General features: G+C 58.1%; 15 protein-coding genes. 4 read left to right on the top strand and 11 right to left on the bottom strand.

All coding sequences use genetic code 11. The features are described 5' to 3' along the window. Window positions 1–53: 53 nt before the first annotated feature. Complete coding sequence (locus ACJ8HA_RS01905) at window positions 54–1,112, bottom strand: alpha/beta hydrolase (RefSeq protein WP_123867415.1); 1,059 nt, start codon at window positions 1,110–1,112, stop codon at window positions 54–56. 262 nt (window positions 1,113–1,374) lie between these two features. On the opposite strand from ACJ8HA_RS01905, the gene ACJ8HA_RS01900 reads away from it, so the two are divergent. Then, window positions 1,375–2,259: a LysR family transcriptional regulator gene (locus ACJ8HA_RS01900; protein WP_016927075.1), complete on the top strand. Its 885-nt coding sequence runs from the start codon at window positions 1,375–1,377 to the stop codon at window positions 2,257–2,259. Between the two features lie 150 nt (window positions 2,260–2,409). Here ACJ8HA_RS01900 and leuE read toward each other — a convergent pair whose 3' ends face one another. Together leuE and ACJ8HA_RS01890 are read right to left on the bottom strand one after the other, a co-directional pair. After that, the gene (gene leuE / locus ACJ8HA_RS01895; RefSeq protein WP_016927074.1) at window positions 2,410–3,054 is read right to left on the bottom strand and encodes a leucine efflux protein LeuE; all 645 of its coding nucleotides are present in this window, start codon (window positions 3,052–3,054) and stop codon (window positions 2,410–2,412) included. 197 nt (window positions 3,055–3,251) lie between these two features. Continuing rightward, window positions 3,252–3,824: a hypothetical protein gene (locus ACJ8HA_RS01890; protein ID WP_089196042.1), complete on the bottom strand. Its 573-nt coding sequence runs from the start codon at window positions 3,822–3,824 to the stop codon at window positions 3,252–3,254. Window positions 3,825–3,953: 129 nt separating this feature from the next. On the opposite strand from ACJ8HA_RS01890, the gene ACJ8HA_RS01885 reads away from it, so the two are divergent. Then, entirely contained in the window at window positions 3,954–4,844 is an 891-nt protein-coding gene (locus tag ACJ8HA_RS01885; RefSeq protein ID WP_197813447.1) for a LysR substrate-binding domain-containing protein, read from the top strand. Here ACJ8HA_RS01885 and ACJ8HA_RS01880 read toward each other — a convergent pair. The 7 genes from ACJ8HA_RS01880 to ACJ8HA_RS01850 form a co-directional block, all read right to left on the bottom strand. Further along, the gene (locus ACJ8HA_RS01880; protein ID WP_025303465.1) at window positions 4,841–5,569 is read right to left on the bottom strand and encodes a PA1136 family autoinducer-binding transcriptional regulator; all 729 of its coding nucleotides are present in this window, start codon (window positions 5,567–5,569) and stop codon (window positions 4,841–4,843) included. The genes ACJ8HA_RS01885 and ACJ8HA_RS01880 overlap by 4 nt on opposite strands. Continuing rightward, complete coding sequence (gene hchA, locus ACJ8HA_RS01875) at window positions 5,566–6,441, bottom strand: glyoxalase III HchA (protein ID WP_016927070.1); 876 nt, start codon at window positions 6,439–6,441, stop codon at window positions 5,566–5,568. The genes ACJ8HA_RS01880 and hchA overlap by 4 nt, the downstream gene beginning before the upstream one ends. 102 nt (window positions 6,442–6,543) lie before the next feature. Beyond that, entirely contained in the window at window positions 6,544–7,311 is a 768-nt protein-coding gene (locus ACJ8HA_RS01870; protein WP_193402889.1) for an ABC transporter ATP-binding protein, read from the bottom strand. After that, on the bottom strand, window positions 7,298–8,308 hold the full coding sequence (locus ACJ8HA_RS01865) for a FecCD family ABC transporter permease (protein ID WP_043143129.1): 1,011 nt from the start codon (window positions 8,306–8,308) through the stop codon (window positions 7,298–7,300). The genes ACJ8HA_RS01870 and ACJ8HA_RS01865 overlap by 14 nt, the downstream gene beginning before the upstream one ends. A gap of 42 nt (window positions 8,309–8,350) precedes the next feature. Next, entirely contained in the window at window positions 8,351–9,427 is a 1,077-nt protein-coding gene (locus ACJ8HA_RS01860; RefSeq protein WP_212637287.1) for an ABC transporter substrate-binding protein, read from the bottom strand. Between the two features lie 46 nt (window positions 9,428–9,473). After that, window positions 9,474–9,872 (bottom strand): hypothetical protein, encoded by a 399-nt coding sequence (locus ACJ8HA_RS01855; protein WP_100225590.1) that lies wholly within the window; start codon window positions 9,870–9,872, stop codon window positions 9,474–9,476. 16 nt (window positions 9,873–9,888) lie between these two features. Then, complete coding sequence (locus ACJ8HA_RS01850) at window positions 9,889–11,259, bottom strand: MFS transporter (RefSeq protein WP_049203302.1); 1,371 nt, start codon at window positions 11,257–11,259, stop codon at window positions 9,889–9,891. A gap of 334 nt (window positions 11,260–11,593) precedes the next feature. On the opposite strand from ACJ8HA_RS01850, the gene amiA reads away from it, so the two are divergent. Both amiA and ACJ8HA_RS01840 read left to right on the top strand, forming a co-directional pair. After that, a complete protein-coding gene (gene amiA / locus ACJ8HA_RS01845; protein ID WP_025303471.1) occupies window positions 11,594–12,436 on the top strand; it encodes an N-acetylmuramoyl-L-alanine amidase AmiA in 843 nt (280 codons plus the stop codon). A gap of 54 nt (window positions 12,437–12,490) precedes the next feature. Next, a complete protein-coding gene (locus ACJ8HA_RS01840) occupies window positions 12,491–13,543 on the top strand; it encodes a porin (protein ID WP_049295964.1) in 1,053 nt (350 codons plus the stop codon). Window positions 13,544–13,663: 120 nt separating this feature from the next. Here the strand turns inward: ACJ8HA_RS01840 and ACJ8HA_RS01835 are convergent, their stop codons facing one another. Continuing rightward, window positions 13,664–14,608, bottom strand: a complete 945-nt coding sequence (locus ACJ8HA_RS01835; RefSeq protein ID WP_149570543.1) for an NAD-dependent epimerase/dehydratase family protein — start codon at window positions 14,606–14,608, stop codon at window positions 13,664–13,666. Between the last annotated feature and the right edge of the window lie 4 nt (window positions 14,609–14,612).

Here is a 14,612-nt window from a genome sequence, read left to right as displayed (position 1 = left end):
CAGAATAAAGCCACCGCGTAGACAGGTGGCTTTTAATGTTGTCAGTAGAGGGTTTATTTCAGATTGGCTTTGAAAAATTGTTCGAACTTAGCGAAAGGTATTTTTCCGGCAACGTTATCGTACAGGTCCACATGATTTGCACCGGGGACAATCACCAGCTCTTTGTCTTTACTGCCGACCGCCTTATAAGCATCTTCGGCAAAATAGCGTGAATGCGCTTTCTCGCCGGTCACGATAAGCGTCGGGATGGTGATTTCACTGGCGTAGCTCAGCAGCGGCATATTCATAAACGACAGCGGCATCGTTGCCGTCCACGCTCCCGTAGAGTTAACGGAACGCGCGTGGAAACCGCGCGGCATGCGGTAGTAATCAAAGAACTCCTTCAGCACCGGATGCGGATCGGCCGGCAGGGTTTCTGGCAGAATGCGCTGACCCGCGCTGACCTTGCCATTTCTGTCGACGTTAATATCATGAGCGCCGTGAGCGAACGTTCCACTTTCCGCATCCTTCCAGCGCTGTTCATTCAGATACTGCAGAACGGCACGACGGTCAGCGGTGGAGTAACGGTCTTTGCCATCTCCCACGCCATGGCCCATCGCCCGACTCATATCGTACATTACGCTTGTTGCCACTGCTTTAACGCGGGTATCCATCGCGGCGTCGTTTAACGCCATGCCACCCCAGCCGCAAATGCCGAGCAGCCCGATACGGTTGCGGTCCACCTCTTTTTGCAGCCCTAAGAAATCCACCGCCGCGCTGAAATCTTCCGTATTGATATCCGGTGAGGCGACGTTTCGCGGATAGCCGCCGCTTTCCCCCGTGTAAGAGGGATCAAACGCCAGGGTAATAAACCCTTGTTCCGCCAGCGTCTGCGCATACAGTCCGCTGGATTGCTCTTTCACCGCGCCAAAAGGCCCACTGACCGCAATCGCCGCCAGCTTGCGATCGCCGCGATCTTTGGGCAGGTAAAGATCGCCCACTAAGGTGATGCCATATCGATTCTGGAACGAGACTTTACGATGATCGACTTTCTGGCTCTCGGCGAACGTTTTATCCCATTTATCTGTCATGGATACAGGGGCGTTCGGATTGGTTGAATCAGCATAACTCATTGTCGTGACTCCACTTAATGATGCGAATAACAGCATGGCCGGCATCGCGGTTTTTAGCGTTCGGGTGAAGGTTTTCATAAAAATCCCCATGAAAAACAAGAGAGATACAGGTTTCCTACGGACAACGCTGCGGTGCTTTGTTTTGATGGGGTCATTATAGTGAGCAGAATTAGTGCTGATTAGAGGGGTATTACTGCTAAGATTGATACCATATTGTTATAAATTAATGCTGAGTTTGCTGTCGTTCAGGAGGGATTATTCAATGGCGAAAAGGGAGAACTACAACGAGTTGTACCTATTTATGCAGGTGGTACGGGAAGGCAGTTTTACCGCGGCGGCTCAACGGCTGGGGCTTGCTCAATCAGGGGTCAGCCGTTCCGTTCGTGAGCTTGAGGAAAGGCTGGGTGTCCAGCTACTGGTGCGCACCACGCGTAAACTGTCGCTGACGCAAGCGGGCGAGCAGCTCTACCAGAAGACGGCATCTGGATTTGATACGCTAGATCTAGGGCTTGCCGCGCTGGCACATTATCGAGAGACCCCTTCCGGCACGGTTCGTATCAATGCCAGCCAGCACGCGATTGATAAATGCCTGCTGCCAAAGCTTGCGATATTTAAACAGCGCTATCCTGATATCAGGCTGGAACTCATAAACGAGAGCAGGTTCGTCGATATTATCGAAGAAAGATTCGATGCGGGCGTTCGCCTGGGGCCCGAAGTAAGCACTGGCATGGTTGCTGTACGCATTACGCCCGATATGGAGATGGCCATTGTGGGTACCCCTGAGCATTTTCGTCGCTACGGTTTTCCGCAAACCCCGGCGGATTTAACAACGCATCCCTGTATCGCCTATCAGTTTGCCGACGGCAGCGTGTACCAGTGGGAACTCAATCAGGATGATAAAAAAATCACTCATCGGCCTGAAGGACAATGGGCCTTATCTGACAGTTATATGGAAGCAGAAGCCGCCCGGCTGGGCTTGGGGCTGGCCTATGTTCCTGTCGAACTGGTCACAGATGATCTGGAACGCGGGGCGCTTATCAGAGTTTTACAGCGTTACAGCCTGCGAATGGAGGGGTTGTTTCTCTATTACCCTCATCGCAATGTATCCCCCGCTCTGCGAATGGTCATTGAAACATTGAAAATCTGAGCGTTTAGCGATGACCGAGCCTTCACTGTGCAGAATGGTGTTAGGTCGTATTTTTGCACTTTCAATCCTAAGGGCTGCTATACGAAGAGCGGACGTCCCATCCAGCGAAAGAACGTAAAAAAACCGCCTCACGGCGGTTTAGTTATCCAGTTAGGAAGTTGCGCTTGCAAGCCGTGCTGCAAATCCAATGAAGAACATACCTACCAGCGCGTTTCCGGTGGCAGATAACCTACGGTTGCCTTTCAGACGACTGAGCAGATAAGAGCCGCAGAAAACGAGGAAGCCGAAATAAACGAGAGTAATCGCGAACATCACTGCAGCAAGAATGATAAACGCCATCCAGGAGTGCTCAGCCTGAACATTGATGAACTGGGCGAAGAAAGAGATATAGAACAGCAGCGTCTTTGGATTCAATAGCGTAACCAGCATTCCGCGCCCGATGATCCCCTTAGCATCAGCTGAAGATTTCTTTTCCTCACTCGTTTCGACCGCTGGCTTAAAGATAGCGCGTATCGTCTGGACTCCGAGATAGAACAGATAAGCAGCACCTGCGTATTTGATGGCGTTAAACAAGGCTGGTGTTGAGCTGATAACTGCCGCCAGCCCGCACCAGGCCAAAAGAACCAGGATAACGTCGCTCAGGAGGATGGAAAATATTGCAGCAAAGCCTCGCTTGATGCCGCTGGTAATGCTCGTTTTAATCACGAACAGGGTTTCAGGGCCTGGCACAAGGACTATCAGCGTCGCACCAAGCAGGTACGTCCAGAAATTCACGACACCAAAATCAGCAAACATTTTCACTCCAGTTCTCTCGTTTTCAACGAGGCCATTCTAACTAAAGTTACGTTAATGGAAACACATCGCCACGGCTTTCAATTCACAATCAATGTCTGCTCCTGGTACAAAGCCGGCCGTCAGATTGCTAACCCTACCAATCCCCACAAACACCAAAAGGCCCGCCCCCAGGCAGGCCTTTATCCCTCCGCAATGTCTCAGGCCCCATCCCGCTCCGCAACCCGCGCCATCAATGCCCCCAGCAACGCCAGGTCGACCAGCAACGCCAGCGCGAAACAGGCTCCCTTTATCCCCGGTGCGGCATAGGTTTGCACCAGCGAAGCGGCAATCACTACGGCCACGATAGTCACCACCATCGTCAGCCTGCACGCCACGGCGAACGCCGCTTTCTCCCCCACTGCCGTGCGGTAGGCGACGCCCTGCCCCAGACCGCCGAGGACGATGCCCGCCAGCAGGGCCGGCCAATCATGGCCGCCGAACAGCATCAGCAGCGTCAATAGCCACCCCACCGCTGCCAGTAAAAAGCCGTAGCGGAGAATCGCCAGCGCAGGCCGGTTCCGCAGCGGCCGTAGACGGGCCAGTGCGGCGCCGCCGAGAAACGCCAGCGCCAATGCCGTTAGCAGCATCAGGGTCGCGCCGATGCCCAGCAGATTTTCGGTCTTCAGCAGCAAGGCGCCTGCCGCGGCCGGCACGCTGAGCGCCAGGGCGCTCGCCGCCGCTCCCGTGTGTGCCATGGCGCCCAGGGCACCGTTGTTGATATAAAGGCTCATCGTTCACTCCCGACATGATGGAAATGATGAAATAAATTCATTTCCCTGTTCACAGGTTAGTAGCCTATCTCTTGTATAATCGCTCAGACAAACTCATAGTTTTCAGCCTTGGATGAGAATAATTCAGCCATGAGAAAAACCCGTTTGCCGCCGCTGGGCGCGCTGCGCGCCTTCCACGCCGTGGCCGGCTGCCGCAGCTTCAAGCTGGCCGCCGAGGCGCTGGGCGTCAGCGCGACGGCAGTCAGCCACCAGATCAAGCTGCTGGAGTCGGTGCTGGAATGCCGGGTGTGCGAGCGCAGCGCACATGGCGTCAGCCTGACCGAGACCGGCGAGATCCTGTATGCCGGCACCCAGCGCGCCTTCGCCGCGCTGGAGCAGTCCGTCGCCCAAATCACCCGCGCCCAGCAGCCGCCGGCGCTGACCGTCACCACCACCTCCAATTTTCTCACCCACTGGCTGGTGCCGCGCCTGGCCGATTTCAAGGCGGAGTTTCCCGCCATCGATCTGCGCCTGCACACCAGCGTCGAGCGGGTCGATCTCAGCCAGCGCACCGTGGACGTCGCCATTCGCTACCGCGAAACGCCGGAAAGCGATCTGCACTGCACCTTGCTGCATGAGGATCGTTTTATCGTGGTGGCCAGCCCGGCGCTGGCGCTGGAGCGCATCGAGGATTTGCAGCGGGTAACGCTGTTTCACGTGGAACATCGGCAGGTGCCCGCCGACGCGCCGACCTGGGAAAACTGGCGGCGGCGCTACGGGCCGGAAGGGTTGAATGTGGAAGCCGGGCTGACCTTCAGCGACGAAACCCATGCGCTGCAGGCGGCGGTGGCCGGCCAGGGGGTGGTGATCGCCAGCCGGCTGCTGGCACGCGATTTGTTGCAGCGCGGCGTGTTGGCCGCGCCGTTCGAGATGGCGTTACCCGGCGCCAACTACTATCTGATGGCCACCGAAGAAACTGCGCAGCGCCCCGATATCATTGCGCTACGCGAGTGGTTGCTGCGGCAAATGGCGGCGGGCTAACGGCTCTCGGGGGCGATCTCCCCCAGGCGGATCGCCACGCTGATCGCCTGCGCGGTGGTGGCGGCGCCAAGGCGTTGGCGAATGCGGCGCAGGTGGTTTTCCACCGTGCGTTCAGACAGGCCGAGCATCGCGGCGATATCCGCCTGCCGCCGGCCGATGGCGGTCCAGCTCAGCACCTCGCGCTCGCGCGCCGACAGCCGGCTCCCCCCCTCACCGGCTGCCGGTTCGAACAGCCGCCGCGCCGCCAGAAAGGCCGCCGAACCCACGAGCGACAGCGCCAGCCGCACCGGCGGCGAGGTGTCGATGCGCTCGCCCCCCAGGCTGACGGCCCCCTCCAAACCGGCGGGGCCGAACACCGGGATCTGCACGCCGTGCAGACCGGCTCCGCGCGGCGTGCGCACAATCCGGTAACGCTCGCCCTGCCGCGCCCGGGTCTTTGTCCAGAAGAACGGCTCGCTGGCCCGCAGCATGTGCCGGGTCACCGGGCAGTGCCGCACGTAGGTCAGCGCATCGACCGCCTCCCCCTCGCCGAACCAGTCGCCTTCGACCCAATAGATATGCTCGATCCCCGCCTCCGCCGCAGCGGAAGCGGAAAACAGCACAAAGCGATCGAAACCGAACGGCGCGGCGAAGGCGCGAACCCGCCCCTGAATGGCGGACAGGGTTCGCTCGTGGTCCATCGCCAGCGCCGTCTGGAAAGCGCGCTGCGCGATCTCGTCGCTCATCGCGTGGCGACGTCGGCCAGCAGCGTCTCTGCCGCCAGTTTGCCGAGGTTGTTGGAAGCCAGCGGGCTGTCGCCGGTCAGCAGGCGCCGATCTTTATGCACCTTGCCGGTGATGTCGGCGTTGACGATCTTAACGCCCCGCTCGCGCAGGCGTTCGCCCACCAGCCAGGGCATCGGACCGGGAATATAGCCGATGTCGATGTTGGCGCCGGTATCGAGCGAGTCCGGGAACACGCACATCTCATAGCCACGATAGAGGAAATCCTCTTTGTTCTCGCCGATGCCCGCCGCCAGCAAACCGGCCGGCCCGTGGCACAGCGAAATCACGTAGCGATCGTTGTCATGCGCCCAGTGCAGGGTCTTTTTCACCTCTTCGCTGAACGGGATATCATTGAGCACGCCGTGGCCGCCGGGAATGAAAACGCCGAGGTAGTTGCCGCCATCCAGATCCTTCACCACTTCCGTCAACTTTTTCGGCTGCTTGAGCTGGCTGCGGTACTTCTCGTAGGTGGCCTTGACTGCTTCATCTTCATGCGGGAACGCCCACATCTCCAGCTTCACCGGATCGCCGGACGGCGTGGCGATGTCGATCTCGAAACCGGCCAGATCCAGGTGATACATCGGCAGCAGCATCTCGACCGGATGGTTGCCGGTGGAGAAGAACTTGCCGTTTTGCATCAGCAGGTAACGCTCCTGCGAGGCGATCATCAGCACCTTCCACTTGCCGCCGCGATAGGCGTTCGGGTAGCTGGCGCCCGTGAAGTCGGTTTTGGACGAGGTGTACTGGCTGAGGGAGTAAGGGGATGGGAAGAACGCGTTGTCTTCCGCCACATCCGGGGTGGGATTACGATCGTTGGATACTGAATCAGTCATGATTATCTCCATATTCACCGTTGCATTTCTCTTTCAGCTTAAATAACCGCCGGCGGGGCCGCAATGAGGGATATCCCTCAATCACCCTCGCGCTGGCGGCGCTCAAGCGGGGTGCGGTAGCGCGACAATGAACGTTTCTTCGCTGACGCCGGCATATTCGTACCGGCACTTTCTCACCGGTACCTGGAAGTAACGCTCCAGGATATCCTCTTGCAGCAAGGCGTTTTTATCGCCAAACATGCACTGTCGCTTATTCATCAGCAGGCACTTGTCGGAGATGCGATCGGCATAATGCAGAAAATGCGTATTCAGCACGATCGTCATCTGCCGCTCTTTGGCGAGGCGCCAGAGCATCTCGATCATTTTAGCCTGATTGTAAAAATCCAGATTCGATTCCGGTTCGTCGAGGATCATGACGTCGGGATCCGCCGCCAGCGCCTTGGCGAAATAACACATCTGCAGTTCTCCACCGCTGATCTGGTTGATATTTTTCTGCGCCAGCGGCGCGATCTCCAGCGCATGCAACACCGCCTGCGCCTTGGCGACATCTTGCCGCCGCGGCCTGGCGAACCACCCCGCCTGGCGGGCACAGCCGAAAGTGACAAAATCGAGCACCCCATAAGCGAAATGCGGCGTTTTCGCCTGCGGCACATAGGCCAACCGGGCGGGCCGATTGTCGACCAGGCCGATCTTGCACCCGCCAGACAGGGGCCGGCACAGGCCCGCGATGTGTCTCAGCAACGTGGTTTTACCGGCGCCGTTCGGCCCGAGCACGCTGAGGATCTCGCCCCGCGCCAGATGAAAACTGACGTTGTCGAGAAGGGGTTCTCGCCCCTTGAAACCCAGGGTCAGCTGGTTAACTGTGATCATGTTTGCTGCTCGTAATAAAAAGGAGAGCGAAAAGCGGCGCGCCGATCAGCGCGGTCAGGATGCCGATCGGGATTTCAGCATAGGTGGCCCCTCTGGCGATATTGTCGATCACCAGCAAAAACAGCGCCCCGCTCAGCGCCGAAGCGGGGATCAGGCGGCCGTGGTTATACCCCAACACGCTTCTCACCAAATGCGGGATCACCAAGCCGACCCACCCCACCACGCCGGCCAAGCTCACCGAGGCGGAAACCAGCAGAGAGGCGGCGATCAGCAACAGGATCTTCAGCCGAGGCGGATTCAGGCCGGCGATGCGCGCCTCGTCGTCCCCAAGAGAGAGAATGTTCATATTCCACCTGAGCCGGTAGATAGTCAGGTAACACGCCGCAAACAGCGGGATCAGCCAATAAACCTGCGCTTTCGCTACCGAAGCGAAACTGCCCATCAGCCAGAAGACGATCGCCGGCAAGGTATCCTGCGGATCGGCGACATATTTTATGACCGAGACAAACGCGATAAACAGCGACGCGATAATCATGCCGGACAAAATCGTGGTGAGTGCATCCTGCCGGCGTTTGAGGCGGCAGATGCCCAGCACCAGCAGCAAGCTCACCACGCCGAAAAGAAACGACAGCAGGGAACTCAGGGCAAAAGGCAAACTCAACAAAATGCCCAGCGCAGCGCCAAAGGCGGAGGCGGAAGAGGTGCCCAGCACGTCCGGGCTGGCCAGCGCGTTTTTCAGCACCGCCTGAAAGGTCGCACCGGCGACCGCCAACCCACCGCCCACCAGCATCACCGCCACCACCCGCGGCGCGCGCAGGTTAAAAATCACCGAGTAGCGGGCCTGGTTTTCCCCCGGCATGTTCCCCTGCCATAAAATCTGCACCACATCATGGGCCGACAAGGCGTAGCGGCCGGCAAACAGCGATGCGAAGGCGACCACACAGAGCGAAATAAACAATCCCGCCATGATCGCCACATATTTTCCTCTGCCCGGCATCCCCAAGCTCCTCCAACGAACTCACGCTATTCAACCGTGGCACTAGCGTTGCGCCAGCACCTCATCCAGCAACCGGTCCGGGATCGCATAAGAGAACATCGTCTGATAATAGCGACGCGTCTCCTCCCGCAGCGTTTTGTCGCTAATGTCTTCAGGGGCATACCGGTTGATCATAAACAGCGGCAGCAGTGACGTTTCCGCCGACAGGCCCCCCCAGTTGTGAATGCCCACCGGCGTCGAGAAAACCTTGCCGTTTTTCACCGCCCTGAGCGTCTCCCACGCCTGGCCGGGGATCCCCCCGCGCAGCAGTGCTTTGGCGCTGCCGAACACCACGAAAATCACATCCGGATCCCAGGCCATGATCTGCTCCATCGAAACGTTGATGTACCTGCCGGCATCCCCTTTTACCGGCAAATCCCCGGCGACATTGTCCATGCCGGCCATTTTCAGGTAGGTGTCGCCGTAGGTATGCGGGCCGCTCACCTTCAGCTGCCTGCCGTCGCTTTCTTCGAGATACAACGCCCTGACGTGCTGCGCGCGGATGGCGGCGGCATAGGGGCGGATCTGTTTCAGGGTCTTTTCCCAGGCGTCTTTGAATTTATGCGTACGCGGCAGGCCGAGGGTGTCGGCGAAGGTATTTTCCCAATACACCTGGGTAACCATCGGCTGGTATTTGGTCTTCCCGCCGGCGTCCAGATCGACCGTCATCACGCCCGCCCTTTCCAGCCGATCGTCCTGGCTTTTGCCGTAGTAATAAATGATGTCGGGCCGCAGATTCATTAACGACTCCATGTTGACCCGATAGTCTTTATTGATGAAATCGGACGTGATCCTGCCGATATCCGGCTTCATGTCCTTCAACACATGCCTATCGGCATGCATGAACGCCCAGGGCCCCACGCCGACGACGTGCCGATAGGCCGCCTCGTTCGCCAGGATCACGCCGAAGGGGCAGTTGCCGGTGATGACGATCCGCGGGTAGCTGCCGGGCAGCGTTTGCGTCGCCGCGCTTTGCAACGGCTCGGCCGCCGCCGGCAGGCTGGCGCCGGCGCAAGGCACCGTCGGCAAGGCAAATAGGGCCAGCAGCGCGGTGGCGATAAATTTCACTGTTACGCACATGGTGCCTCCTGCGCGCACGCTCGGCGGCGCGCGTCGATGGGCTGTATTAGGCCGACGCGGCGATGCCTGCTGCCATAATGGTGATCCCGGCCACAAAGACGATTGCCGTGGTGGCTACCGCGCCGCCGCCAACCAACGCGGCGGTTTTTCCCGTGGAAAGGTCTTTTCGTTGCAGGAAAGAAAGCTCTGCCAGGGGAATGATTTTTCCGCTGTCGGCGACGATGTCTTTAGGTTCCACCTTCGCCACCTTCAGCTCGCCGCCGCTGCCGTCCTTCAGACCATATTTCAACTGGTCGCCGACATAGACCGGCGGCTGCAGCAGGTAATACGGGCTATTGAGCCCCGCCTCTTTTTGTTGCAACGCCACGTCGTGGTAGGTCGTGCAACCGGCAAGGGAAAACGCCGCCATCCCGATAACCAACGGCACTAATGGGATAAATCGCATGGGAAACCTCGTGCTTCTATTTGCTGGTTTTTAACGTAACGGCGGACTTGAAGCGCATATAGCTCACGACCAGAGAAAGGAACGAGAATGCCGCCCCCGCCATTAAACTGATATTCGTCGCTTGCGCGCCGCGCATATTGAAGAAAATCGCCACTAATGCCGAACCGACGATTTGCCCGATCAATCGGGAGCTGCCCAACAGGCCGCTGGCGATGCTGCTGTTTTCATGGGACACAGAGGTCATGATCAGCAGGTTGTTCGGTGATTGAAACAGGCCGAAACCGATGCCGCACAGCGCCACGCGCCATACGATCGCCCCATTCGACGGATCGCTCGGCAAATTGGCCATCAGCAGCATGCCTGCCAGCAGACAGGCGAGGCCCGAGAGGGCAACAAGATTGGGATCGTATTTCTTGGCCAAATCGCCGGAAATTAGCGAAGACGCCATGGTGGCCAGCGGCCAGGCGGTCAGCAGCAGACCGATGTCCACCACGTTTCTTTGCAGGACATTGTGGAAATAGAAAGGCAGCGATACAAAAGCCAAAAGCTGGGTGCTGTAAGACAGCATCGACATCAGCAAAGACAATGACAGCGTCGGGTTATGCAGCATCGCGATCGGGATCAGCGCGGCGTTAGCCTTTCTTTTCTGATTGATGTACAGCCACCCGGCCAGCCCGGCGAATACCGCAAAGCTGAGCGCCGCCGCCGGCAGATGGTGGGTAGTCATGCTCATCGTGCTGAGCGAGAAAGCGATAAACAGCACAAACACCAACAGAGCCCCCCCGCTGTCGAATCCAACGCTGCGCCGCTCGCGGGGGGCCAGGAAGATCAGGCTCAGCAGCAGCGACAGGCAGGCGATGGGAACATTGATGGTAAACAGCCAGTTCCAGCTCGTCTGAGAAAGTATCGCCGAGGCGATGGACGGCCCGGCGGCGGCGGAAACCGACACCACCATCACATTAATCCCCAGACCGCGCCCCAGCAGCCTTTCCGGGTATATCTCCTTGATCAGCGCCGCATTGACGCTGAGCACCGCCGCCGCACCGAAGCCCTGTATCACCCTGAATGCCGTCAGCATCGACAGCGTCGTGGACAGCGCGCAGCCCAAGGATGAAAAAGCGAACAGCACCACCCCGGCTATAAAGATCTTTTTATTGCCCACCGCGCGGCCCAGCGCCGCGAAGGGCATCAAAGAGGCGACAACGGCAAACTGGTAGGCATTAATAATCATGATGGAGGCCGATTCGGAAACGCCGAAATCTTTGGCGATAACCGGCAATGCCACGTTGGCGATGGTACTGTCGAGCATGGCGATGACCGTGCTTAACGAGACCGCGAGAACGGCGAATATATTTAGTGTCTCTTTTTCCTGGTGTTTAAAAGTCATGTTAACGCTCCAAAAACGTGAGTAGCTTCATGCCGGCGGCAAAGACCCCGTTTTTTATCCGTTTTAATATTTACGTTATAACATATCAATTAAAGAGGAGAATAAATCTCATTTGAAATATTAGATTAAATAGTGTGTCAAAATAAGAATTAACAAATGCAAAACAAATTTATATCAATACAAACATTCAATAAACAAAATAAATGCAGTATAAAAAACCAGTGAATTTAAGGAATGACATTAAAAGTAACAGCCGCTAACAGACAACCCCGCCGGCGCGTGAAATTGTTATGTTATAACAAAAACACCCTTTCCTTTTATGCTGGTTAACCTTATGGCTAAGACGGACCTTTTGAACACCCGGTTATCTCGCCGCAGAATGATGTTGGCAGGGTTGGCGGCCCTGGCGCTGAACGGCGCCGTTTCCCCGCTGGCTCACGCCCACGGCCTGCCACGTCCCAAAAAGCAGAACGGCCCTCAGGGGGCGCGAAAAAGATTCCTGGTCATGTTGGATCCCGGTCATGGCGGCATCGACTCCGGCGCCATTGGCCACACCGGTTCGCTGGAAAAACATGTCGTTCTGGAGATCGCCAGAAATGTGCGTGCACAGCTTGATCGACACGGCATCGATGCCCGCCTGACGCGCGACAGCGACGTTTTTATTCCGCTGTACGATCGGGTGGAGATCGCGCACCGGCATGGCGCCGATCTTTTCATGTCCATCCACGCCGACGGCTTTACCTGCCCCAGTGCCTGCGGCGCGTCGGTTTTTGCGCTTTCCAATAAAGGCGCCAGCAGCGCGATGGCGAAATACTTATCGAACAGTGAAAACGCGGCGGACGATCTCGCCGGCCCCAACGTCATCAAGAAAGATCGCTATTTGCAGAAGATACTGTTTGATTTGGAGCAGACGGAAACGATCAAAGAGAGCCTGGCGCTGGGCTCGCACCTGATTCAGCATATTGCGCCCATCCATCATTTGCATGCCAAAAATACCGAACAGGCGGCCTTCGTGGTCTTAAAGTCCCCGTATATTCCTTCCGTCTTGGTGGAAACCTCTTTCATCACCAACCCTGAGGAAGAAAGGCTGCTCGGCACCCCCGCCTTCCGAAATAAAATTGCCACGGCGATCGCTCAGGGGATCGTCAGTTACTTTAAACGCGAAACGCACGCTTAAGCTTCGCCGGGGCGGCAAGCACACGGGCTTGCCGCGCACAGGGACGGTGCCATCATGATAAAACGCAATCCTCGTTATTTTTCGGCGGGCATGCTGTTCCCCCTGCTGGCCCTGTTGCCGCGCGGCGCCTTCGCCGTGTCGTTGATGGGATCGCAGCAAAACAGCCTGAATTTCTACGGCACGATTATCGCCAGACGCTACAGCGGCCAAAACGAACGCGACGACGGCGACCGCAGCTACCTCTATTTCGGCCTGATAGGCAAAAAAAAGATCGCGCCGCGCTGGCAGGCTTACGCCCACTGGGAATATACCGTCAGCTTCGCCGACGCGAGCCGAAACAGCACCCGGCTCGCCTATATCGGCGTGCAAAACGCCACCCTGGGCAGCCTCGATATCGGCCGCAACTGGGGCGTACTTTATGATGTGACCGCCCTGACCGATCGCTCCCCGCTGTTTAGGGAAATGGCGTACAACTACATCGATAACTTTATGCGCGGCCGGGCGCATAACCTGCTCACCTACCGCCAAACTTTCAGCCTGTTTCAGCGGCGCGCCGCCCTCGCGTTGCAATATCAGTTCAAAGACGGCGACGATCGGCAAGCGCCGGGCAAACAAAACGGCAACGGCTTCGGCGCTTCGTTCCGTTATGCGCTGACGCCGACGCTCAGCCTCATCGCCGCCGCCTCGGCGTCTCAAACCACGCAGCGGCAGCAACACGCCGCCGGCTATCGCCGACGCATCGATACGCTGGCCGAAGGGGTTCTCTATGCGTCGAAAAAAATCTATCTTGCGGCCGTGTTCACCCAAAGCGACAACGCCATCAGCCCACAACAAACCGCTAACCGCGGCTCGGCGTCAAGTTATGAAGCGCTCGTCAAATACCGGCTGACGGACCATATTCAGCCCAACATCGGCTATACCCGTTTAATACAGGCCCGGGCAGGCCGCAACACCGACTTATTGAACTACGAGGAGCTGGGGGTGACCTGGTTGCTCAACAGCAACATGCAGGTGTTTATTAACTATGAATTCAATAACCTTTCGCAGCACGCGGCCGGCGTCGATGCGTCGGACAAGCTCGATATGGGCATCAGCTATCACTGGTGATCCGCTTTCGCGCAGCCAATAAAAAGCCCCGCCCGGTGAGGGGCGAGGCTCGCTTAATGGCTCGAGTGGGCCGGCAGCCCAGCGTAGCGCGCTATGGCTAGCCCTGGCGCGGCGGGCATCTTAACGCGGCGCTTGCGCGTTCTTCCACTCCCGCCAAATCGTTTCCAGCCCGGCGCGATACGTCGTGACGGCGAAGTCGGGAAAGCGCTGCTTGAACTTGGTCGAGTCGAACAGGTTGTCGTACTCGTAGCGCGGCAGCAGCTCGCGCATCTCACGCGCCCCGGACGAAACCAGCCCTGCGGCGATCAACGCCCATTTGCCGATGACGGAATATGAAATGTCCTTCCCAAACACCTCGCAGGCCAAGGCGGCGAACTGCGCATAGGTGAGCCGTTCGTCGCAGCACGGGAGATGCCACGTCTGGCCGAACGCGTCGGGCGTATTGCCGAGCCGGGCTAACCCACGGCTGGCGTCGGGCGTCCAGATCAGCGTGCGCAGCCTGTCGTCGCGAACCGGCACGCGCGGTTTTTCCCCCGCTTTCAGCCTGTCGACGATCAACGCATTGGTGAAGCTCTGCGTTTTTCCCGGCCCATAAAACTCAGGAGCACGGCCGATCAGCACGGGGATCTGCTTGCGCTCCATCTCGTCGAGCACCTTCTCGGTCATCAGAGCGCGCACCCGTCCCTTGCGCCCCCGAGGCGCGAACGGCGTCGATTCCGTCTGCAGTTCGCCGTTCTGCGGATACATGTAAGTATTGTCGAAATAAACAAAGGGCACGCCCGCGGTACGGCTGGCGTCCAACGCATTCTGCAGCATGGTCGGAAATTGCCGCTCCCACAGCGCCGAATCCGGCGGCAGGCCGGCGGCGAAATACACCACGTCGCTGCCCTTCACCGCCGCCAGGGTCTGCTGTGCATCGAGCAGGTCGGCCGCGACCAGCGTATCGCTGTCGTTGACCTTCCTCGGGTTGCGGCTGACCAATCTTAAATCATCGGTGTACGCGCGCTTCAGTTCACGCGCTAGCTCTTGGGCGATCTGGCCACTGGCGCCCAGGATCGTTTGCATTTCC

The sequence above is a fragment of the Serratia sp. CY33802 genome (genome assembly GCF_052169095.1).
GTDB lineage: Bacteria > Pseudomonadota > Gammaproteobacteria > Enterobacterales > Enterobacteriaceae > Serratia > Serratia bockelmannii.
The sequence above is the reverse complement of the archived record's forward strand: the minus strand, read 5'-3'. Positions and strand labels throughout refer to the sequence as shown.

What these genes read in the sequence shown, in the direction of transcription:
- ACJ8HA_RS01890 (WP_089196042.1), bottom strand. Translation starts at nt 3,824, where the DNA reads ATGAGCCTTTATATCAACAACGGTGCCCTGGGCGCCATGGCACACACG.
- hchA (WP_016927070.1), bottom strand. Translation starts at nt 6,441, where the DNA reads ATGACTGATTCAGTATCCAACGATCGTAATCCCACCCCGGATGTGGCG.
- ACJ8HA_RS01905 (WP_123867415.1), bottom strand. Translation starts at nt 1,112, where the DNA reads ATGAGTTATGCTGATTCAACCAATCCGAACGCCCCTGTATCCATGACA.
- ACJ8HA_RS01855 (WP_100225590.1), bottom strand. Translation starts at nt 9,872, where the DNA reads ATGCGATTTATCCCATTAGTGCCGTTGGTTATCGGGATGGCGGCGTTT.
- amiA (WP_025303471.1), top strand. Translation starts at nt 11,594, where the DNA reads ATGGCTAAGACGGACCTTTTGAACACCCGGTTATCTCGCCGCAGAATG.
- ACJ8HA_RS01840 (WP_049295964.1), top strand. Translation starts at nt 12,491, where the DNA reads ATGATAAAACGCAATCCTCGTTATTTTTCGGCGGGCATGCTGTTCCCC.
- ACJ8HA_RS01885 (WP_197813447.1), top strand. Translation starts at nt 3,954, where the DNA reads ATGAGAAAAACCCGTTTGCCGCCGCTGGGCGCGCTGCGCGCCTTCCAC.
- ACJ8HA_RS01900 (WP_016927075.1), top strand. Translation starts at nt 1,375, where the DNA reads ATGGCGAAAAGGGAGAACTACAACGAGTTGTACCTATTTATGCAGGTG.
- ACJ8HA_RS01865 (WP_043143129.1), bottom strand. Translation starts at nt 8,308, where the DNA reads ATGCCGGGCAGAGGAAAATATGTGGCGATCATGGCGGGATTGTTTATT.
- ACJ8HA_RS01850 (WP_049203302.1), bottom strand. Translation starts at nt 11,259, where the DNA reads ATGACTTTTAAACACCAGGAAAAAGAGACACTAAATATATTCGCCGTT.
- leuE (WP_016927074.1), bottom strand. Translation starts at nt 3,054, where the DNA reads ATGTTTGCTGATTTTGGTGTCGTGAATTTCTGGACGTACCTGCTTGGT.
- ACJ8HA_RS01860 (WP_212637287.1), bottom strand. Translation starts at nt 9,427, where the DNA reads ATGTGCGTAACAGTGAAATTTATCGCCACCGCGCTGCTGGCCCTATTT.
- ACJ8HA_RS01835 (WP_149570543.1), bottom strand. Translation starts at nt 14,608, where the DNA reads ATGCAAACGATCCTGGGCGCCAGTGGCCAGATCGCCCAAGAGCTAGCG.
- ACJ8HA_RS01870 (WP_193402889.1), bottom strand. Translation starts at nt 7,311, where the DNA reads ATGATCACAGTTAACCAGCTGACCCTGGGTTTCAAGGGGCGAGAACCC.
- ACJ8HA_RS01880 (WP_025303465.1), bottom strand. Translation starts at nt 5,569, where the DNA reads ATGAGCGACGAGATCGCGCAGCGCGCTTTCCAGACGGCGCTGGCGATG.